Origin of the sequence: Pantoea sp. DY-5, from assembly GCF_019795955.1 — a bacterium.
GTDB classification, from domain to species: Bacteria; Pseudomonadota; Gammaproteobacteria; order Enterobacterales; family Enterobacteriaceae; genus Pantoea; species Pantoea leporis.
In genome coordinates, this window is record NZ_JAIMIE010000003.1 from 437,464 (window position 1) to 458,802 (window position 21,339).

Here is a 21,339-nt window from a genome sequence, read left to right on the forward strand (position 1 = left end):
GCTTGCTAACGGTTAATTATTTTTAAAACCCATCTCAGCCGTCAGCGGGTTCTGCAAACACCGAGGTATACATAATAATGACAACCATCACGTCGACAGGGATGGCGAACGATCACATGAGCGCGGATCGCCGCACCTTAGCCGGGCGCATTGATGCGCTACCCTCGTCCGCCGGTCTGTGGCGCTTTATCACGCTGCTGGCGCTGGGCGGCTTCTTTGAGCTCTACGATCTGTTTGAAACCGGCTATATCAGCTCCGGCCTGGTGGCGGCGGGCGTGTTTCATACCGGTTCTGCGGGCGTGTTCGGCATCGCCGACCAGGCCGCATTTGCCTCCGCTACTTTCCTCGGTTTGTTTGTCGGCGCGAGTTTGCTTGCGCCCTACGCCGACCGTTTTGGTCGCCGCCTGACCTTTATGTGCGCGCTGGCGTGGTACGGCGCGTTTTCGCTGCTGATGGCGTTCCAGCAGAGCGCAGAGATGATTATCCTGTTCCGCTTCCTGGTCGGCATTGGCCTCGGCGTTGAGCTGGTGACCATCGATACCTATCTTTCCGAATGGGTGCCAGCGCATCTGCGCAGCCGCGCGTTCGCTTTCTCCTTCTTTATCCAGTTCCTGTCGGTGCCGACGGTGGCGCTGATGTCGTGGTGGCTGGTGCCGCAAACCATTCTCAGCCTTGAAGGCTGGCGCTGGGTGGTGATTGCCGGTGCGGTCTGCTCGCTGGTGATCTGGCTGATTCGAAAAAACCTGCCCGAATCGGCGCGCTGGCTGGCGCAACAAGGACGACATCAGGAAGCGCATCAGGTGCTGAGTGCGATGGAAAAGCGCTGTGGTATCGCTTCTCCCCTTCCCCCAGTTGTGGGGGAAGGCCGGGATGGCGGACAGTTCGCACCTGAGCAACCTAAGCAAGGGCGTTTCAGCGAGATTTGGGCACCGGCCTATCGCCAGCGCACGCTGATGCTGGTGGTGATGAACTTCTTCCAGGCGATTGGCTTCTTTGGCTTCGGCAACTGGCTGCCGGCGCTACTGTCGGGCAAAGGCGCGACCGTCACACACAGCCTGCTGTATGCGTTTTTCATTACGCTGGCCTACCCGCTCGGCTCGCTGATTTGCAGCCGCTACGCCGATAAGCTCGAGAATAAATGGCAGATCGTGTTTTCATCGCTGATGACGGTGGTGTTCGGCACGCTGTTTGCGTTTATGACCAATCCGGTGCTGATGATCATCTGTGGTTTCCTGATCACTTACAGCAATGCATGGCTAACCTTCAGCTATCACGCTTATCAGACCGAGATTTTCCCGACGCACATTCGCGCCCGCGCGGTGGGTTTCTGCTACTCGTTTAGCCGCCTGTCGACGGTGTTCAGCAGTATTTTGATTGGCCTTATTTTGCAGTATGCCGGCAGCCAGGGCGTGATCGCCTTTATCGTGCTAAGCATGCTGATTGTGATGCTGTCGGTGGGGATTTACGGGCCGAAAACCCGTGGGATGGATTTGGAGAATATTTGAGGGTTGAGCGTGCTGGCTGTTCCGGATCGTGCTGGCTGTCCCCCATCCCGGCCTTCCCCCGCTAGCGGGGGAAGGAGACGCTGCCACATGCAGCTTCAACACTGACATGTGGCAGCATCTTCCTCCCCCATTCATGGGGGAGGACCGAGGAGGGGGACAGCGAGCACAGAACGAGGGACAGCGAGCACAGAACGGGTTACTGCCCTTCCAACACCTTAATATCCGCATTACCCTGCTTCGGCTGCACGGTTTCGTCTTTACGCAGCTCGGCCACATCCTTCGCCGACACGCTTGACTTCACGCCATTGCCCCAGCTGCCACGGATAAAGTTCACCACATCCGCTACCTGCTGATCGTTCAGGCGCCAGCCGAACGCCGGCATGGTGATCGCCGTTGGTGCGCCTTTCACGCCAGGCAAAGTGCCGCCGACCAATACGATGTGAATCAGCGAGGTCGGATCGTCTGCCATCACCACCGGATTGCCGCGCAGCGCCGGATAGAAGCGCTGATAGCCGCTGCCGTCGGTTTTGTGGCACGCCGCGCAGCTATCGACATAAGTCGAGGCACCTGGCTGGCTGTCGTCACCTTTCCACAACGCCTGAGACACCGCATCATCCTGCTTAAACACCGCCTGATTCGGATCTTTCGCGCCGAGGGATTTCAGATACTTAGCAATCGCGCTGATATCGTCATCGCTCAGGTACTGCAGGCTGTGCTGCACCACATCGGTCATGCCACCAAACACCGCGGTGTGATCGTTGCGGCCAAAACGCAGGAACTGCCTGAGATCCTCTTCGCTCCAGCGGCCTAAGCCATCGCGGTTATCGCCACGCAGGTTGCTGGCGGTCCAGCCATCAATCGGTGCGCTGCTGCCGGCGAGATAGTTATTGCCTTCGCCATTGTTGAGCGCTTTTTCCTGCATGGTGATGCTACGCGGCGTATGGCAAGCGCCACAGTGACCGAGACCTTCCACCAGATAGCGACCGCGTGCCAGTTGCGGATCTTCCTGTGCCGCCGGCTGGAACGCTTTCACATCCGGCGCAAAGATGCCGCGCCAGATGGACAACGGCCAGCGCATCGACAGCGGCCACGGAATGTCGCTCTCTTTGTTGGCCTGCGCCACCGGCTGCACGCCATGCATGAAGTAGGCGTAGAGCGCCTTCATGTCGTCATCGCTGACCACCGCGTAAGACGGATACGGCATCGCCGGATAAAGCGTGTCGCCGTTTTTCGCTACGCCGTGACGCACCGCTTTCTGGAAATCGTCGTAGCTGTAGTCACCAATCCCGGTGGTTTTATCCGGCGTGATGTTGGTGGAGTAAATGGTGCCGATCGGCGTCGCCATCGGCAGTCCACCGGCAAACGGCTGGCCGCCCTGCGCGCTGTGACACGCCACGCAGTCGCCCGCGCGCGCCAGATACTCACCGCGCTTCACCAACGCGTCCGAACCTGCTTCGTCCGCCACTGCGGCGAACGTCATGGTGCCCAGAAACAGGGCTAAAATGCTTTTGATCATCGCCGTGTTCCTTATGCCTGTACCAGCGGGCCGGGATTTTTCAGATACTGTTCACGAATCGCTTTGGCTGACCAATATGTCAACGCGGCGACCATGCCCGTTGGGTTGTAGCCGAGTCCCTGCGGGAACGCCGACGCACCTGGCACAAACACGTTTGGCACATCCCAGCTCTGCAGGTAACGGTTCACCGCGCTGGTTTTCGGATCTTCACCCATGATCGCGCCGCCGCTCATGTGCGTGGTTTGATACACGGTGGTGTCGAAGTGCGAGCCCGGCCCTTTCGCGCCGCCGATGATCATTTTCGGGTTCATCGCTTCGGTGATTTTGCGCATCTTACCGATCATGAACTGCGCCATTTTGATGTCGTTATCCTGCCAGTCAAAAGTCATACGCAGCAGCGGCTGGCCGTAGGCATCTTTGTAGTTTGGATCGAGATCGAGATAGTTAGCGCGATAGGACTGGTGCGCGCCGTGCGCATCCATCGAGATGTGATGGTTGTAGGTATCGGCTACCGCAGATTTCCACTGGCTGCCCCAGTTTGGCGTGCCTTTCGGCGTCGGCAAACCGGAAATCGGCTTGGTACCGGCTTGATTCACCCAGAATGGCGAACCGCCAACGAAGCCGTGCGGACCGTGATCGAAGTTGTCGGCATTGAAATCATCCACCGCCACACCTGCGCCACCGGCACCGATAAACGGGTTGGTGGTGGTGTTTTTGTCGAACAGCGCTTTCAGCGTCGAAATGTTCTGATAGGCGAAGTTACGGCCCACCACACCTTCGTTGGAAATCGGGTTATACGGCTTGCCGATACCGGAGAGCAGCATCAGGTGCACGTTGTGGAACTGGAACGCCGACAGGATCACCAGATCCGCAGGCTGCACCACTTCGCGGCCCTGACCATCGAGATAGGTCACGCCGGTGGCGCGCTTTTTATCGTCGGTCAGATTAACGCGCAGCACGTAAGAGTTGTTGCGCAGTTCGAACTTCGGTTCCTGACGCAGCGCGGGCAGGATGTTGACGTTTGGCGATGCTTTGGAATACATGTAGCAGGCGTAACCGCTGCAGAAACCGCAGAAGTTGCACGGGCCCATCTGTGCGCCGTAGGTATTGGTGTACGGGCCTGAGGTGTTGGCCGACGGCATATCATAAGGGTGATAACCCACTGATTCCGCCGCTTGCGCGAACAGCTGTGCCGAGTAGGTACGCTTCTGCGCCGGCAGCGGGAAGTCGCTGGAACGATCTGGCGCGTACGGGTTGCCGCCCTTCTCTTTGCCCAGCAGCTTGCCTTTGATCGACCAGGCGCTGCCCGAGGTGCCAAACACTTTCTCGGCCTGATCGAAGAAGGGTTCCAGCTCGTCATAGTTGACGCCGAAATCCTGAATCGTCATGCCTTCCGGGATGAAGTTTTTACCGTAACGCTGCTCGTAATGGCTACGCAGATTCAGCTCCACCGGGTCAACGCGGAAATGCACGCCCGACCAGTGCAAACCTGCACCGCCGGTGCCGGTGCCGGGCAGAAATGCCGCCAACTGGCGATAAGGTACGGCAGTTTGCGAGGCATCGTGACGGATGGTCACGGTGCTTTTCGACAGATCCTGGAACAGCTTTTTGCGGATGTTATAGGTCAGTTCGTCAATCGACTGCGGATAAGATCCATCTGGATAAGTATCGCGATGCGGACCGCGCTCTAGCGCTACTACATTCAGGCCAGCTTCGGTGAGCTCTTTCGCCATGATGGCGCCCGCCCAACCGAAACCAACCACCACCGCATCCACTTTTTTCAATTCATTTGCCACGCTTACGTCCTCTCCCCGCGAATATCCACTGACGGGAACGGATAACGTTCACCGCGCTCCACCCAATCCATAAAGTCAGCGCGCGCGCCTGGGAAGCCAATCAGCTTCCAGCCCACCATGCCCTGGTTGCCGCCGTGGATGGGATCGCTGAAATAACCCTCGCGGGTGTTTTGCAGCAGGAAGGAGAAGAAGGTTTTAGCCGGCAGCTGCGGGAACTCGGCGGCGCCGCTTTCAAACGCGGTGAGCAGCGCGTCCTGCTGTTCGCCCGTCAGCTCGGCAAACACTTTGCCATGCTGTTTTTTGCTCCAGCCATCGGCATCGGCGAGGCCGAGACGGTAGATCTGCTGCGGCACCAGCGGCAGCTGATAACCCAACTCTTTTGGCAGATCGGGATTGAACGGGCCTTGCATGTACCAGTTGTTACCGGTGGCATACGGCGTGTTCATTTGACGGTCGATAAACTCCGGCACGCCAGCTTCAAGTGCGCCAGGACCGCGTTCGTCGTTGGGGATCAGGCGCGCCACGGCCGCAGTGATAAAGGCAAACTCTTCGGCGGTGAACCAGGTTGGCTGGTAGCTACGCGCCTGTTGTGGTGATGCGTTTTGTTCTGCTGCCCCAGCGGCCATCGGTGCCACCAGTGCGCCCATCGCCGTACTGCCCACCGCCATTGCCGGCGCCAGGGTGATGGTTCTCAGCAGAAAATCCCTGCGAGTGTGACCATTTTTTTGTTCTGACATGACATTGCCTCAGTACCACATATAATGCGGCATGAAAGTTAAGTAGTTGCGTTGTATTGTTTTTTTATTGATAGCTTAAGGGATACAGCAGCACTGTTACCGGTAACAGTGCAAATATTGTAACACCATTGCTGTGGATAATTCAGTTGTTAGAAACAAATTCGCACTAATTACTTAACAATTGCCGCTGTCGTTTTACATCGCAGCGGCGAAACTGACATCGTCTGATACAACCCACAACAGACAGATAGAGGTCTGAAGCGGTATAAAAGCGTACACACAACAGCGGAGTGCCTATGTTTAAGTCCTTTTTTCCGCGGCCAACGCTGTTTTTCAGCTCAGCTGCGATTTGGAGTTTGCTGGCGATTTTTGCCTGGTTTGGCTTTTTCAGTGATTTCCCGGCGCGCTGGCCTGCACTGCAGGCGGCGATGCACCAACCTTTGCCAACCAATGCCAGCCGTTTTATTCACATCAGCCAACTGTGGTTTTATGCCTATTACTGGATCGTTGCCGGGATTTTTGGCCTGGCGTGGCGCGTGATTGATAACCATCCATGGCAGCGCTGGTCGGTTTGGGGGGCTGCGTTAATCATCTTCATTACCTGGTTTAGCGTGCAGGTGAGCGTGGCGATCAATGCCTGGTATAATCCGTTTGGCAATATGATCCAAAAAGCACTGAGCAAGGCGAATGCCGTCACTATTGAGGAATTTTACCATCAGCTCACCGCTTTCCTCGGTATCGCGCTGATCGCGGTAGTGATTGGTGTAATAAGCTCCTTCTTTATCAGCCACTGGATATTCCGCTGGCGTACTGCGATGAACAACTACTACATGCATAACTGGCAACGCTTACGCCACGTGGAAGGTGCTGCGCAGCGTGTCCAGGAAGATACCATGCGCTTCGCCGGCACACTGGAAGATTGGGGAGTGAATTTTATTCAGGCTATCATGACGCTGGTGGCATTTCTGCCGGTGTTGGTCGCACTGTCACCCAACGTTAAAGAGGTGCCAATTCTTGGCAATCTTCCTTACGCGCTGGTCATCGCCGCCCTGCTGTGGTCAATTTTTGGTACGGGTTTACTGGCGCTGGTGGGTATCAAGCTACCCGGACTGGAGTTCCGCAATCAACGGGTTGAAGCGGCCTATCGTAAAGAGCTGGTGTACGGGGAGGATCATGCCGATCGGGCGGCTCCGCCAACGGTGGCAGAGTTATTTAGCCGCGTACGCCATAACTATTTCCGCCTCTATTTCCACTATCTGTACTTTAATATCACCCGCATTCTTTATCTGCAGGTCGATAATCTGTTTGGACTGTTTTTACTGTTACCGTCGATTGTGACCGCATCCATTACGTTGGGCATGATGAACCAAATTACTAACGTGTTTGATCAGGTGCGTTCGTCATTCCAGTATCTCATTACCTCTTGGTCGACGCTGGTTGAGCTGATGTCGATCTACAAACGTCTGCGCAGTTTCGAGCAGATTTTGCAGGATATTCCGCACGAAGAGATGATGCGCGAAGCCGCGGAGTAAGGTGCGGTTTTTGAAACGGTGCGCATAAATGCGCACCCTACGGCGTAGGGTCGCCATTAATGGCGACCTTGCTACATCAACCCGCCAACACCGCAAACACCTTCTCAATCGCATACGCGCCCGGATCTTTCACGCCATCCAGACTCTGCTGATTCAGATATGCAGAACGCCCCGCTTTGGCGCTCTGCATCTGCGCGGTGGCGTCGGCGCCTTTCTGGGCCGCTTCTGCCGCCGCAGCCAGCGACTCGCCCGCCACTAACGCTTCCAGCGCCGGTTGCAGCGCATCCACCAACGTACGATGGCCCGGCTGTGCGCCGCCGTAATGCTTCATGCGTTCCAGCCCGTGCATCAACGCCTGCGGCAGTGCGCTGCCCTCTTCCAGCTGCTGACCGGCGCTGGTAAACAGAATCGACATCAACACGCCGCTCGATCCTCCCATCACCGTCGCCAGCTGCTCGCCAATCAGCGCCAGCAAGGTTGGCAGCTCATCCAGCGGCAGCTGTTTTTCCTGCAGGCCGCGCTGAATTTTCTTCGCCCCGGCGGCAAAAGTTGAGCCGGTATCGCCATCGCCCACTTTGGCATCCAGCGCGTTCAGCTCGCTTTCCAGATCGATCAGCGTCTGCGTGACGCTGGCGACGATGCGTGCCACCTCCGCATTCTCAGAGGCATCAAAATCCAGTACGCTGCCGATTTTCTCTGCACGTTGCAGGCTGATCGGCGCAAAGTCATATACCGGCACCCAACCCAGCACCTGAACCGGCGCGTTTAACGCTTCAAGGAACGACTCCTCCAGCGCCAGCAGCGTCAGCGAGAAACCTTTCATATCCAGCGCGCTGACCAGTGTTGCCGGCCCCAGCAGATGCGTAATGCGCGCCGCCAGCGGCGACTGCAACACTTCACGCGTTAGCAGCGCCAGCTCCAGCTGCGAGAAGCCGCCGAGATTGTTGATCAGCAGCAGCGCCTGCTTGCCGTCCGGCAGCGCCTGCGCCAGTTTATCGGTCATGATGCTGGTGATTTGGCGGCTGTCCTGCGTATCCAGCGTGATCACGCCTGGCTCGCCGTGAATGCCCATGCCGAGCTCGCTGTGCCCAGGCTCGACGCGCTCATCGCGTTTTTCGCCCGGCACATGGCAAGTGGCAAAAGCCAAACCAATGGACGATGTGGCATCAATCGTGCGTTGCGCCAGCGCTTTGACTTCATCCAGCGATTGTCCCTGCTCCGCCGCAAAGCCAGCAATTTTGTGCACCAGCACAGTACCGGCGATGCCGCGCGGCTGCGGGTTTTCCGGCAGCGCGATATCATCCTGCACCATAACCAACTCAACTTTGTAGCCGAGGTTTTTGGCTTTCTCTGCCGCCAGACCAAAGTTGAGGCGGTCGCCGGTATAGTTCTTCACAATCAGCAGGCAACCGGCATCGCCGGTGACGTTAACAATGGCGTTCAACACCGCATCGACGCTCGGCGAGGCGAAGATATCGCCGCACACCGCCGCCGTCAGCATGCCTTTGCCGACAAATCCGGCATGCGCCGGTTCATGGCCGGAACCGCCGCCCGAGATCAGCGCCACTTTGCTTTTATCCCAGTCCGAACGCACCACCACGCGAATCTCATCACCGAGATCGAGGCGACTAAGGTTGTGCCACGGCGTGCTCAGCAAAACCCCTTCGATGGCTTCGTTAACCAGATCGTTTTTCTCATGCATAAAAAACTGGCTCATTGCATCCTCTCCATTGGTGTTGTCGTCCTACAAGGTAGCGTATGTGCGCACAGAAGAGGCGCAGCGAAGTGCGGAAATGCAAAGGGCGGCACAAGCCGCCCTTTAATTCAGACTATTACCGCTTATAAAGCGATACGCAGAACGCTGTCTGGATTCTTCGGTGGTTCTTTGCGAGAACCCGGCTGCTTGATGCTGACAAACAGGGTTTTGCCATCGGCGGAAACTGCCAGGCTGTTTGGCAGGCCCGGCGCTTTCACCGTGCGTTTCACTTTGTAGCTATTAGCGTCGATGATGCTGATTTCGCCCGCTTTACGGTGCGTAACGTACAGTTCATCACGATCGGCATTGAACAATACCGCCAGCGATTCCGGCACATCGATCTTGTGGATCACCTGCTGGGTGCGGGTATCCAGCACCAGCACCTGCGACTGTTTGGAGTCGCTGAGGAAGGCGCGATGGCCTTTGGTATCCAGCGAGATATTGAGGAAGAAGTGATCTTTGTCGCCATCGATTTTCTGACGCTTTTCAATCGCGTTCAGGCGCGTATTGATGGTCACCAGTTCGCCATCGGAGTTGGTGACGTAGAGTTTCTGCGCCGCAGAATCGATCGCCAAACCGGTGCCCATTTTGCCGGTGTTCGGCACGGTGCTGATCAGTTGCAGGGTTTTGCCATCCACCACCCACACCACGCTCTGCTCACCGAGGCCGGTGATGTAGACGCGATCGGTAGCCGGATCAACCGCCAATTGACGCGGCTGCAGCGGACGCACAGTTTCACTGCGCTTACGACCATCCAGCACCAGCGTGTTGATCACTTTGCCACTGGTGGCATCCACTGCAGTCAGTGCAGCATCGCGCGTGTTACCGAAATAGAGAATGTTGGTTTTCTGGTTGATCGCCGCGCCAAAGGTCGGCAGATCGGTGTTGATGGTTTGTTTTACCGCCAAATCCTGCGGATCGAGACGATAAACGGTGCCGCCTTTTTTGTCGGTGGTGCTCTGCGCGGTCGCCAGGAACAGCGCGTTATCGCTGTTGCTGAACGCCAGTTCGTATGCGCCTTTTGAGATCACCTGGTTGAACGGCTGAGACTCCGCCGCCATCACCGCAGAGGTTGAGAACAGCGCCGTTGCCAGCAGCAGTGGACGCAGCGCCCACGATTTTTTATTCGCCTTCATAACTTCTCCATAGCAAAAAACACCGCCTGATGGCAGTGAAGTGAAAGCCCGACATTACAACCAATGTTAAAAAGACAGCCCGAGGCGAGCCGACGAAGGATGCTACTTTTTGAGAATAGTAATCATTTCGAGGGGAAAGTGACAGGATTTTATCCGCTTACAAACGCCGCCAGGGCGCCCGAAGGCACCCTGTCAGCACAGAACGTTAACGCAACTTATTTGGTCAGTTCGGCAGTCATGTGCACGCCGTTGTTGAAGTTGGCTTCGGTCACTTTATAGGAAGCACCAGCTTCGTGCGCCTGAGCAGCGATTTGCGCTTCTGCACCATCCAGCGTTGAAGCGGTTGCAGTGATGCTTTGCGCAAAGCTAGCGAATGGCAGAACGGTCAGAGCAACAACAGCAGCAAAAGTTTTGATAGTTTTCATGGTCAATTCCTTAATGTACGTTTGATTGAGTAAGGCGTCATCGCCTTGTTGAGAGATATAATAGGCGCAGAATTGATCAGTAAAAAGCGGAGAGATTTGCCGTTGTTGTTCGAATATTTTGAACTTAAAAAGCACGTTTGGGTTAACCTTTGTGCAAAGGGTTAAAAATCTGACATTTAATAAAAAGGCAGGATTTATGGCTGCGATAGGTGAGCTTTCGTAGGGTCGCCATTCATGGCGACCGATTTACGCGTATGTAATAAAGATGACGCCATAAATGGCGACCCTACGGGGTTATCCGTGGTGGCGGACACGGGTGAAGATGGTGATGGCGGCGAGCAGCATTAGCACGCCGCTGGCGAGGAATACGCCGCCTGCGCCTTGCAGATCAAACATCCAGCCGCCGGCTGCCGCACCGGCGGTAATCGCCAGCTGAATGGTGGCAACCAGCAAGCCCCCGCCCGATTCCGCATCGTCCGGCACCGCGCGGGAAATCCACGTTGACCAGCCGGTTGGCATCGAACCAAACGCCAGGCCCCACAGCGCCACGCCCGCCGCGACCAGCCACGACACATCGCCGAAACTCACCAGCAGCAGCGCGGTCACGCTCATCACCAGCGCCATCGCGGTTAACGTCAGCGATACGCTGCGCGTCACCAGATATCCCGCCAGCGAAGTGCCGAAGAAGTTCGCCACGCCAAACGCCAGCAGCACCAGCGACAGCTGATTGACGTTCAGCTGCGCGCTGCCTTCGAGGAACGGACGCAGATAAGTAAAGAAGGCGAAGTGGCCGGTAAACATCATGATCACCGCCAGCATGCCCCAGCGCATCACGCTTTTACGCAGCAGATCCAGCACGCCACCGCTGCGCGCTTTATTCACCGGCGGCATCGCCGGCAAGGTGAAGAACTGCCACAGCAGCGCCAACACGCCCAATGCGGCGGTCAGAATAAAGATGTTACGCCAGCCAATAATGCCGCCCAGATAGCTGCCAAGCGGCGCAGCAATAATGGTCGCCAGCGAAATACCGCTGAACACGATGGAAAGCGCGCGCGGCACCTGATCGCTCGGCACCAGACGCATGGTAATCGCCGTCGAGAGCGTCCAGAAACCCCCAATCGCCACGCCAAGCAAGACGCGGGCCAGCAGAATCATCGGCAGATTCTCGGCAAAGGCCACCAGCAGCGCGGAGGCAATCAGCAGTAGCGTAAAGGCCAGCATCACCACGCGACGATCGAGCTGACGCGTCACGTTGCCAATCACCAGACTGGTGAGCAGCGCCACCAGCGCCGTGACAGTAACGGTTTGTCCCGCCTGCCCTTCGCTGATGTGCAGCGTATCAGCAATTGGCGTCAGCAAACTCACCGGCAGAAACTCTGCGGTAATCAGGCCGAACACACCAAAGGCCATGGCAAACACCGCGCCCCACGCCGGTTTCTCGACTTCTAAAGGTGTTTCAGCTATTTCAGTATCCAGGCTCATCTGTGATCCCCATCACAAAATATTTAGCGTTAAGCATAGTGACTGATCATCAGACGATCTATGATGCAGAAACTTTGTTTTTTGATTATTCGTCTGGGATTGGTATGAGCCGCTATGAAGATCTGACCAGTGAATTGCTGATGGGCATGCGCCTATATGGCGTCAAATACCAGCGTATTGCGCTGCACGCGCCTTTTGGCCTGCAATATGACGACGCGCCCGGTCGCGCGCAGCTGCATTTTGTTGGGCGCGGATCGTTAATGATCCGTTCGGCGTCGGGCGTGATCTATCCGCTACAGGCCGGCGATGCGCTGCTGATCCCGCACGGCAAACCGCATGCACTGATCTCCAGCGAAGAAGCCATTTGCGAACCCATTTCGACATTTAATAGCCGCCCGATTTGCGCCAGCGTCTGCGCCATCGACGACAGCACCGAACTCTGCCCGGATAACAGCGATGTGATTCTATTCAGCGCCTGCATGGCGTTTGAGTTGGGCGGCATGCAGCCGCTAGTGCATACCATGCCAGATGTGATGCTGGTGAGTACGCTGCTGGCGCAATACCCGGAAATCCAGCCGATTCTCGATGCGATGGAGCGCGAAACGCGGCAGCGCAAAGCCGGTTTCGCCGGAATTTTATCGCGGCTGGCGGATGTGGTGGCGGCGCAGATTGTACGTGGCTGGGTAGAGAATGGCTGCGGCAAAGGCAGCGGACTGGTGCAGGCGCTGCGCGATCCGCGTCTTAGCCTGGCGATGGCAGCGATGCATCGCGCACCCGGCGAAAACTGGACGGTGGAACGGCTGGCGCGCGAATCCGGCAGCTCACGCTCGGTGTTTGCCGCGCGCTTCCAGACGGCAACCGGCATGACGCCGCTGCGCTATCTTACCGAGCTGCGCATGCGGCTGGCGGTGGAACGCATCGTGAATGAGGGCGAAGCGGTGGAAAGCGTCGCCTTCCACCTTGGTTACGGTTCACTGGCGGCGTTTAGCCGCGCGTTTAAACGCATTGTCGGCACGCCACCCGGCGCACTGCGCGCCGAACGCGAAATGCGTTAGCGGAACACGCTGATCGCTTCCACCAGACGATTGGCCTGATGCTTCATACGGCCCGACGCTTCGGCGCTTTCCGCCACGCGCGCGGCGTTTTGATGGGTGATATCGTCGAGATCTTCCACCGCGGTGCTGACCTGTGTTAGGGCGATGGCCTGCTCGGCGGTCGCGCCGCTGATTTGCGCGATCAGCGCAGTGACATTCTGCACCTGATCGACAATCTCCTGCATGGTATGCCCGGCTGCATCGGCGTGATCGCTGCCCGATTGCACGCGGCTGGCGCTGGTTTCCACCAGATGTTTGATTTCGCTGGCGGCTTTGGCGCTGCGTTGCGCGAGATTGCGCACTTCACCGGCCACCACCGCAAAGCCTTTGCCCTGCTCACCGGCGCGCGCGGCTTCCACTGCGGCGTTGAGCGCCAGAATATTGGTCTGAAAAGCGATACCGTCAATCACGCTGGTGATGTTGGCGATGCGCTTCGAGCTGTCGGCGATCTCCGCCATCATGCCCACCATCTCCTGCATCACTTCGCCGCCTTTGATCGCCGCATGACTGGTGTTTTCCGACAACCCATTCACCTCTTTGGCGGTGTCGGTGTTGCTCTTTACCGTGGCGGTCATTTCGTTCATGGTGGCGGCGGTTTGCTGCACGTTGGCGGCAGCTTGTTCAGTGCGGCGGCTCAGTTCGTCGTTGCTACGCGCAATGGCATCGCTGGCGCTGAGTACGTTAATTGCCTGGCCGCTGACATCATCCACCAGCCAGCGGAACATCAGGCCGAGCTGGCCGATGGCGCGCAACGTCACGCCGATCTCATCGACGCGATCGATCTGCTCCACTTTATGGCTGGCGCCGGTCGCCACGCTTAATGCCTGACGGCACATGCGCTCCATCGGACGTGAAATTTGCTGCTCCAGCCACAGGCTCGCCAGCAGTAAAAGGCCCGCCATGCCGCCGGCAAAGCAGCCTATCGCCAGCGGTGCCAGGCCCAGCAGCCAGACGCCGATTACCGAGAGCGGCAGTAGCGTTAATAAGGTTGAGCGAATGCGCCAGCGCAGCGGCAACGTTTTCAGGATCGAACCCAGGCGACGCCAGCCAGTGCCGACCATCAAGCCTTTATGGAAGCGACGACCTTTGGCGCGGCCTTCGCGGAAGTCGCGGTATAGCGCTTCAGTCTGGCGCACCTCCTCCGCTGACGGTTTGGTGCGCACCGACATAAAGCCCTGCACTTTGCCCTCACGCACCACCGGAATGGCGTTGGCGCGCACCCAATAATGATCGCCATTCTTACGCCGGTTTTTTACCAGCGCCGTCCACGGCTCGCCCTGTTTGAGGGTCGTCCACATATCGGCAAAGGCTTCCGGCGGCATATCCGGGTGGCGCACCATGTTGTGTGGCTGGCCATTCACCTCTTCTGGACTGAAGCCACTGACTTCAATAAAGGCGTCGTTGGCATAGGTGATGTAGCTGTTGAGATCTGTAGTCGACATCAATGTGGCGTCATCGTCAAAAGCGAATTCACGCTGAGAGACGGGCTGGTTGTTACGCATGTGTGTGTCCTTGCAATACGCAGGCGAAAAGAAACAATCGATAATACTTTTTTATCTTTTCGGCATCGTACGGCTTGAGCTTTAGCACCAGTTTCAAATTCAGGCCAATAAAAAAGCCGCTTTGCAGCGGCTTTCACACTTTTTCACTTAGCTCATCGATTAACCGGGTTTTACAGTAAACCAAATCAATCTTTAATTTAAACGCATTCATCAGACCTACAGGGCGAAGGGCAATAGAGTGTCCCAAAGCCATTTGTGTTGCAGGAAGGCGGCAAGCTCGCTCATCCCCGGGAGCAGAGTGAACTCTGTGACCGGGATGAGCGAGCGCAGCCAACGCACCTGCAGCGCAAAGGGCGCAGGGAGATGGGATTTCCCAAAGCCATTTGTGTTGCAGGAAGGCGGCAAGCTCGCTCATCCCCGGGAGCAGAGTGAACTCTGTGACCGGGGTGAGCGAGCGCAGCCAACGCACCTGCAGCGCAAAGGGCGCAGGGAAATCAGAATTGCCAGCGAACCCCCACGTTATACCGCCACCCTTTAGCACCATTGCCAGCGATCTCTTTGCGATAATCCGCTTCCGCATACAACGAAACATCCTTCTGCAGGGTTGCGGTGCCGCCTGCGCCCAGTTCCCACATTTGACCAAACTTCCCGCTGCTGAAGGTTGCGCCAAACGCTGGATTATCCACCGATGACACCGAGGTATCCGCGCTGCCGCCCCAACCTTTGTAGTAGTTCGCGCGCAGATAAGGCGTGTACTGGCGATTGCTGTCGTCGATCCAGGTGCGATCGAGGCGTGCGCCGACACGACCAATGGTTTGGTTATAGTCGCCGTAACGCACTTTGTTGCCGTCTTCATCGGTGAAGTCATTCATATTCAGCTTCATGTACATCAGCTGCGCCTGCGGCTCCAGCTTGTAGCCATCGCCCAACTCAAACGGATAGCCGCTCTCCAGCGATGCCGTCCAGCCGTTGCCTTTCAGCTTCGCCACCTTTTGCGTGCGGGCAATGTCGGTTTCGCCGCGATGCCAGTCAAATGACAACACGCCGTCCAGATAGAAACCGCTTTGACGCTGCCAGGTGCCGTAGAACGCCAGGCTGTCGCTGTCGAAGGTGGTGCTGCTGTAGCCGTCGGCCGCATGCGGACGAATGCGCGTGTTGCCGCGCGTATAAGCTACACCGCCGCGCAGGCTATCCTGCTCGCCGTCAAGTCGCAGCAGATTGCCGCCCACCTGCACCGCGCTGTAATCGAGGTCAAAGTCATAACCGAAGTCGCGGAAACTCTTATCGCTCTTGTACTTCAGATTTGAGCCGATATAGCGCAGGAACATCTCGCCGCCGTTGCCTTGCGGACGCGTCTGCTCGTGGCGCAATTCACCGAGACGTTTATGCAGATCATCGATAATCGCCGAGGTGTAATAGGCTAAACCGACCGGCGCAGAGACATACGATGGTACTTGCGGCACCACCGCTGGACGCGAATCATAGCTTTGCGGCGTACCAAAGGCATCGGTGACAAAGGTCGGCTGACAGCTGGCGCTGTCTTCGCACACGTAGTAATTCGCCAAGCGGTAATCCCAATAGTTATTACCGCTGCCGCTGACTAAACGTTGATTGGGATCGCTGCTGCCCGGCGCAAAGGTGTAGAGCCGATATTGCCACGGCCCGGCGCCGAGATAGCCATCTTTCAGCGCGAAGCTGTTGGCGCTGGCATTGCCGCCGACCTGCGCCAGCGAGATCCCTTCGTTGCCCTCAACGCCACCGTTTTGATTGAGATCGGTTAGCGCGCCGGTGCTGGCATCCGCCAGTTTCACATTCACCAGCGTGGTGCCGCTGGCATTACCGGTGACGTTGAGATGGTCGGTGAACTGATTGCTCAGCGCGCCACCTTGGTTGAGGTTAGTGACCAGATTGAGCTGGCCGCCGCTCGATGCCAGCGAGCCAGCAATATCCAGCGTGTTGCCCGGTGAACCCGCGCCGTTGGTGAGATCCAGCGTACCGGCGTTGTTCACCAGCAGCGAATCGGCGGTGCCGCCGGATAGCGTTGGATGCACGTTATCGCCGGCATACAGCGTGGAATCCGCATCGACATTGATGGTGCTGTGCGCCAGCTGCAGGTTATCGGTTAGTGTCCATTGGGTATTGGCGAAGTTGATGGTGCTCCAGCCGCTGCCAAGATTAACGCCTTTGCTGAGATCGTCGGCGCTGAAGCTGCCGCCGCGCGAGTCGATCTGGTTGAAGGTCAAGGTGTTGCCGGTGCCGCTACCGCTGGTGAGATGGTAGGTGGTGCCGAGATCGACATTGCTCACTTCGGCACGGTTGTTGTTGTCGTTGCCCATCGTCAGGCTGCCGTTGAGCGTGCCGCTCGTCCAGCGAAACCGATCCGATCCGCCGCCCGGATTGATATCGCCCTGCACCGCGCCTTCCGTCAGCAGGATTTCGTCATCGGCGTTGCTGCCCGCTACCGCCACGGTTTGTGGATTGGCGGTGATGATGTTGCCGAGGTTCTCGAAGATGGTTTTACCGCCGCGCAGATCCACCACCGGCGCCGTCAGGCTGTTGGAGGTGAAGTTGCCGGTATTGACGATGGTGCCCGCCGTGCTGGAGACCAGCGCCGATCCGCCCGCCGCATTATCGATATTCACATTGGCGGCGGTGGTGACATTGCCGGTGGTATTGGCGCGAATACCGGTGCCGCCTGCGCCGGTAACATTAAATTGATAGCCCGACCCCAACGTCAGATCGCCGCGGGTGGTGGAGCCATCGGCATTGGCGATATTCAGGCCGCTGCCGCTGCCGGAGACGTTGGTGGTCACCGTCGAAGCCGGATCAAATGGTACGGCGGTGCGAATCCCGTTGCCGTCGCTGACGTTAATGGTGAGATTGCTAAGACCAACGTTGCTCAGTTCGGCGCGGTTTTCGATGCCGTTGCCGCTTCCCACCACGTTCACCGTGGCGTCGCTGGCGCTGAGAGCGGCCGCACCGCTGTCCAGCAGGATGCCGTGCGCATTGCCGCGCGTGGTAATCACCGTGTCGCTGCCGGTAAGCGCCAGCTGCGCGCCGTCGCTGATGCGCACGCCCGCGATACCGTTATCGACATTGATGGTGCCGCCTTTCGCCAGCGTGCTGCCGCTGCCGGAGACATCCAGCCCGGTGCCGTTGGCTACGTTGACCACGCCGTTGTTGGTCAGCGTGCTGCCGGCGCGCGAACGGATCCCAATATTGTTGCTGCCGGTGAGGTTCACATTGCCGTTGTTGACCAGCTCTGCGCCGTTAGTGACATCAAAACCCATCGCGCCATTGCCCGCGCCGCTCACGCTGCCGTTGCTGGTAACGCGGGTGGCCGCCGCGCTGCCATCCAGCGCGTTACTCAAATCGGTACGCAGATTATTGACCAGCACGCCGACCGCATTGCTGCCGCTGAGATTGATGCTGCTGCCGCTATCGAGCGTGGCGTTCGCACCGCCCTCAGCACGGATCGCCGTACTGCCCTGGCCGCTGGCGGTGAAGTTGGCGTTGCTGCTATTCAGGCTGCTGCCGCTGCCGGAGATAATCGCGCCGGTGCTGTTGCTGGCGCTGGCGGTGAGGGTGGTCGGCGTGGTGAAACTCAGCGCCGCGCCGTCATCAATGCGATAGCCGGTTGAGCCGCTGCTGTTAATATTTAACGCTTTGGTGGCGGAGCTAATGCGCGATCCGCTGCCCGCCGCGTGATAGGCAATTTGGTCACTGTTGTTGAATACCGGCGCTGAACCGGCGGCGATATTCACCAGCGCACCGTTGAGCGCTTCCGCCCCAATCGCGCCGGTGCCGTTGAGATTCAGCGTGCCGCCATTCAGGTTGGCTATCGCGCGATTGCCGCTGGCGCTGACGCCGCGGCTGCGATTAGTGGTGCTGCCGCCGTTAACGTTAATGGTGCCGGTGTTATTGGCGGTGGTGGCAAAGGTGCTGCTGCCGCTGTTCACCGCGATGCCGGTGCCGCCATCGTTGATATTGATATTGCCGCTGTTGGTGCCGGTTGCGCCGCTCTCGACGCGAATGCCGGTGGAGTTGGCACCGCTGAAGGTGATATCGCCGGTGTTGGTCAACTGCGCGCGATTGCGTGCCACATAACCGGTCAATCCACTCTGCGACGCATTTAGTGACGCCGCTGAGTTCAGGCTGGTGCTGGTCACTGGCGAGCCGCTGTTTCTACCAAAGATATCGTGTTTTTGTCCGTCAACAATCGCGCCAATCGCGTTGCTGCCGGTGAGATTCATAGTGGTTGCCGCATTAATGACGCCATTTGCGCCGCCTTCCACCGTGATGCCATTGGCACCGCTGCCGCTGACGTTGATCACTGCCGCGCCGCTGTTGACATCGGTACCTGCGCCGCTACCGAGCACGGCGGTAGAACCCGCGCCCGACGCGGTGAGCGACAAAGCGTTACCGTTAAAATCTGCACCCTGCTCAACGCGGAACAGCGTGGAGTTCTGCGTAGTGACATCAAATGGATTATTGCCCAACACGTTGATCAGCGCATTCGGGCCGTAAGCAAAGAAGGCAATCTGATTGGTGCCGTTAGAGAAAGTGGGCACCGCAGCCGGATCCACCGTAACCGTAGAATTCCCGCGCGCATGCACGCCAATCGCGCCATTGCCGCTGAGGTTAATCGGGCCATCGACGGTGGCCTGCGCCGTGCCCGTTCCTTGCCCTTCTACCCACACGCCATAGTTGCGCGTGCCGCTGGCCGGATCGGCCCCGCCTGCCACGTTGATGGTGCCGGTTGAGGTGGCGCTGGCGGCGTTGCCGTTGGTGGCCAGCACTTTCAGGCCGGTGCCATTCACGCCATTCAGGTTGATGGTGCCGGCGTTATTGATGTTGCCAGCACTGTTGGTCACCAGCATGCCGACGTTTTCACGCGGAATGGTGGCAGCCGTACCGTTCACATTGATGGTGCCGTTGTTGATCATGGTGGCGTTATTGGCGCCGGTCGCCGACATCCCCGCCGCGTTTTGCGTTTTAGTGCCAATGGTAATGTTGCCGTTGTTTACCGCGTTGCCGTTGGCGACCAGAGCGATACCGCTGGTTAAACCGCTCTGGTTCATCGCGGTATCCGCCGTCGCCTCACCCAGGCTATTCTGCGGTCCTCGACCAATGTAGATATTGCCGCTGGCGTTATTGGTGAAGCTGGAAGTGGCATCGGTCAGTAACACACCAGACGCGGTGCCGCGGGCGCTGGAACCGTTGACGCCGACGTTAATATTGCCGCTGTTGTTGGCGGTGGAGGACACACCAAGATTGATGCCCGCCACGCCATACTGTGAATTGCTGCCGGTGGTGGCGAAGTTAAGGATGCCGTTGTTGTTGAAGGTACTGCCGGTTTGCACGGCTACGCCGTTAGCACCATAGCCGGTTGAGCCAATGCCGGTGCCATCCTGACGATTGAGGAATCCGCCATTAATCACACCGTTGTTAATCCCGCTGCTGTTGTCGGTTAGCACCAGCGCCGTGCCGTTATTGGTGATGCTGCCGCGGCTCGCCAGCTTGCCATCAATCACTGCTTGCGCGCCGTTCGAGGCTTTGATTGCGCCGCCCGTCGCGCCGACCACTTCCAGCGTTTTACCCGCAGCCAGATTGACTCTCGCGCCCGCGCCATTGGCATTAATCACAATGCGATTGCCAATAGCTTGCGTCACCTCGTCAGGCGGCGTGGCGCTGACGTTGTAGACGATGTTGGCATTGGTGAAGGTGACGGCTTTGTTGAATTCGGGCAGGTAGCGGGTTTTATCAAGATTGCCCGCCTGCAGCTGACTGATCAGCCAGTTGTTGTAGCTTTGCAGCTGGCTGGCGTTGGTGACGGTAAAACTGGTGCTTTTGCCATCCAGCGTCTGCACGCTGAAAGCGCCGTTATAGGTGGCGAGGTTTTGTACCTGATAGCTGCTGGTGGCCGATCCCGCGCCGTCCGGCGTGGCGGTGGCACCGAAAAAGCTGATGCGGTTATTGCTGTTCCAGTTCACCGTGCCGCTGCCGCTCACATCAAACAGCTGTGTCTGTTTGGCGGCCATGGTCCAGCTATTGGTGCTGGCGCTGCTGAGCGCATTCGCCTGGCCGATATTCACATCCAGCGTGCCGCCGGTGACATCGGCAATACGCGCATCGATGTACTGCGCATCATTGACATTTTGCACATCCGGCACGCTGGTGGCGCTGGTGACAGGCGCTAATGCGACCAGACTGGCAGAGTTATAAACCTGGAAAGTGCTGTTGGTACCGGTTGCGGGATCAGGCGTGGTGATGGCGAAGTTTTGCGGGCCGGGATCAAGGCGATCCTGATTGAGATACTGCGATCCCGAGGTGATCGCCACTTGCCCGAGCGTGGTGGTGACCGCGCCATCCGTTCCTGCCGTGAATGCCTGATTGCCGGTCAGCGTTTCATTGCCGCTGCTGACGGTAATTTTACCTGTTTGGTTGTCATTATTTTCTGGTGTGTAAGTCCCCAAGGTCACAGCCTGACTTTGCATTGCTGGATAGATCAGCAATTGCGCTGCCAACATCCCTAATGCGATAGGATTTAATTTAAACCTCATACTTCCTCCAGTGGGCGTGCAGCGTCCGCGCTGTTTTTGCAACAGCGTTAAATTCATCGCGAGGGGATAAAACGGCAGATAATGACCAATCCCGTGTAGCAATCTAATTTGAGAACAACTGTGTGAAGAAATACGTTGCAGCGAAAAAAGGGATAGAATTGTTGTTATAGATTAATTGGCTTTAGGTATAGACTTTTTTACTGTCAGGTGCAAAAGGCAATTGTGGGTAACTTATTGTGTTATTGGGCAAATAATTGCGAGGCAGGTTAAATATTATAAATAAATTGAGGCCATT

General features: G+C 57.5%; 12 protein-coding genes. 3 read left to right on the forward strand and 9 right to left on the reverse strand.

What is annotated here, in order from left to right:
- The first annotated feature begins 77 nt into the window (after positions 1–77).
- Positions 78–1,505 carry an MFS transporter gene (locus K5Y30_RS13050; protein WP_222211678.1) on the forward strand — a complete coding sequence of 476 codons (1,428 nt, stop codon included), beginning with the start codon at positions 78–80 and terminating at the stop codon, positions 1,503–1,505.
- Positions 1,506–1,701: 196 nt separating this feature from the next.
- On the opposite strand, the gene K5Y30_RS13055 is transcribed toward K5Y30_RS13050, so the two are convergent.
- Genes K5Y30_RS13055 through K5Y30_RS13065 form a run of 3 tightly spaced genes read right to left on the reverse strand, consistent with a single transcriptional unit; the run spans position 1,702 to position 5,554 of the window.
- Positions 1,702–3,021 carry a cytochrome c gene (locus K5Y30_RS13055; RefSeq protein WP_101762363.1) on the reverse strand — a complete coding sequence of 440 codons (1,320 nt, stop codon included), beginning with the start codon at positions 3,019–3,021 and terminating at the stop codon, positions 1,702–1,704.
- An 11-nt stretch (positions 3,022–3,032) separates the two neighbouring features.
- Positions 3,033–4,817, reverse strand: coding sequence for a GMC family oxidoreductase (locus tag K5Y30_RS13060; RefSeq protein ID WP_222211680.1), 1,785 nt, complete (start codon positions 4,815–4,817; stop codon positions 3,033–3,035).
- A 2-nt stretch (positions 4,818–4,819) separates the two neighbouring features.
- Positions 4,820–5,554 (reverse strand): gluconate 2-dehydrogenase subunit 3 family protein, encoded by a 735-nt coding sequence (locus K5Y30_RS13065; RefSeq protein WP_222211682.1) that lies wholly within the window; start codon positions 5,552–5,554, stop codon positions 4,820–4,822.
- Positions 5,555–5,850: 296 nt separating this feature from the next.
- Between K5Y30_RS13065 and sbmA the strand changes: the two genes are divergently transcribed.
- On the forward strand, positions 5,851–7,086 hold the full coding sequence (sbmA, locus tag K5Y30_RS13070; RefSeq protein WP_222211684.1) for a peptide antibiotic transporter SbmA: 1,236 nt from the start codon (positions 5,851–5,853) through the stop codon (positions 7,084–7,086).
- 76 nt (positions 7,087–7,162) lie between these two features.
- On the opposite strand, the gene K5Y30_RS13075 is transcribed toward sbmA, so the two are convergent.
- From K5Y30_RS13075 to K5Y30_RS13090, 4 genes are all read right to left on the reverse strand, one after another.
- Positions 7,163–8,803 carry a dihydroxyacetone kinase subunit DhaK gene (locus tag K5Y30_RS13075; protein WP_222185000.1) on the reverse strand — a complete coding sequence of 547 codons (1,641 nt, stop codon included), beginning with the start codon at positions 8,801–8,803 and terminating at the stop codon, positions 7,163–7,165.
- Positions 8,804–8,925: 122 nt separating this feature from the next.
- Positions 8,926–9,978, reverse strand: coding sequence for a YncE family protein (locus tag K5Y30_RS13080; RefSeq protein ID WP_222184998.1), 1,053 nt, complete (start codon positions 9,976–9,978; stop codon positions 8,926–8,928).
- A 215-nt stretch (positions 9,979–10,193) separates the two neighbouring features.
- Complete coding sequence (locus K5Y30_RS13085) at positions 10,194–10,403, reverse strand: DUF1471 domain-containing protein (RefSeq protein WP_192412651.1); 210 nt, start codon at positions 10,401–10,403, stop codon at positions 10,194–10,196.
- 294 nt (positions 10,404–10,697) lie between these two features.
- Positions 10,698–11,885, reverse strand: a complete 1,188-nt coding sequence (locus K5Y30_RS13090; protein WP_222184996.1) for an MFS transporter — start codon at positions 11,883–11,885, stop codon at positions 10,698–10,700.
- 104 nt (positions 11,886–11,989) lie between these two features.
- Between K5Y30_RS13090 and K5Y30_RS13095 the strand changes: the two genes are divergently transcribed.
- On the forward strand, positions 11,990–12,940 hold the full coding sequence (locus tag K5Y30_RS13095; RefSeq protein WP_222184994.1) for an AraC family transcriptional regulator: 951 nt from the start codon (positions 11,990–11,992) through the stop codon (positions 12,938–12,940).
- Here the strand turns inward: K5Y30_RS13095 and K5Y30_RS13100 are convergent.
- Complete coding sequence (locus tag K5Y30_RS13100; protein ID WP_222211686.1) at positions 12,937–14,481, reverse strand: PAS domain-containing methyl-accepting chemotaxis protein; 1,545 nt, start codon at positions 14,479–14,481, stop codon at positions 12,937–12,939. The genes K5Y30_RS13095 and K5Y30_RS13100 overlap by 4 nt on opposite strands.
- Before the next feature lie 494 nt (positions 14,482–14,975).
- Positions 14,976–21,044 carry an autotransporter outer membrane beta-barrel domain-containing protein gene (locus tag K5Y30_RS13105; RefSeq protein ID WP_222211688.1) on the reverse strand — a complete coding sequence of 2,023 codons (6,069 nt, stop codon included), beginning with the start codon at positions 21,042–21,044 and terminating at the stop codon, positions 14,976–14,978.
- Positions 21,045–21,339 lie beyond the last annotated feature (295 nt).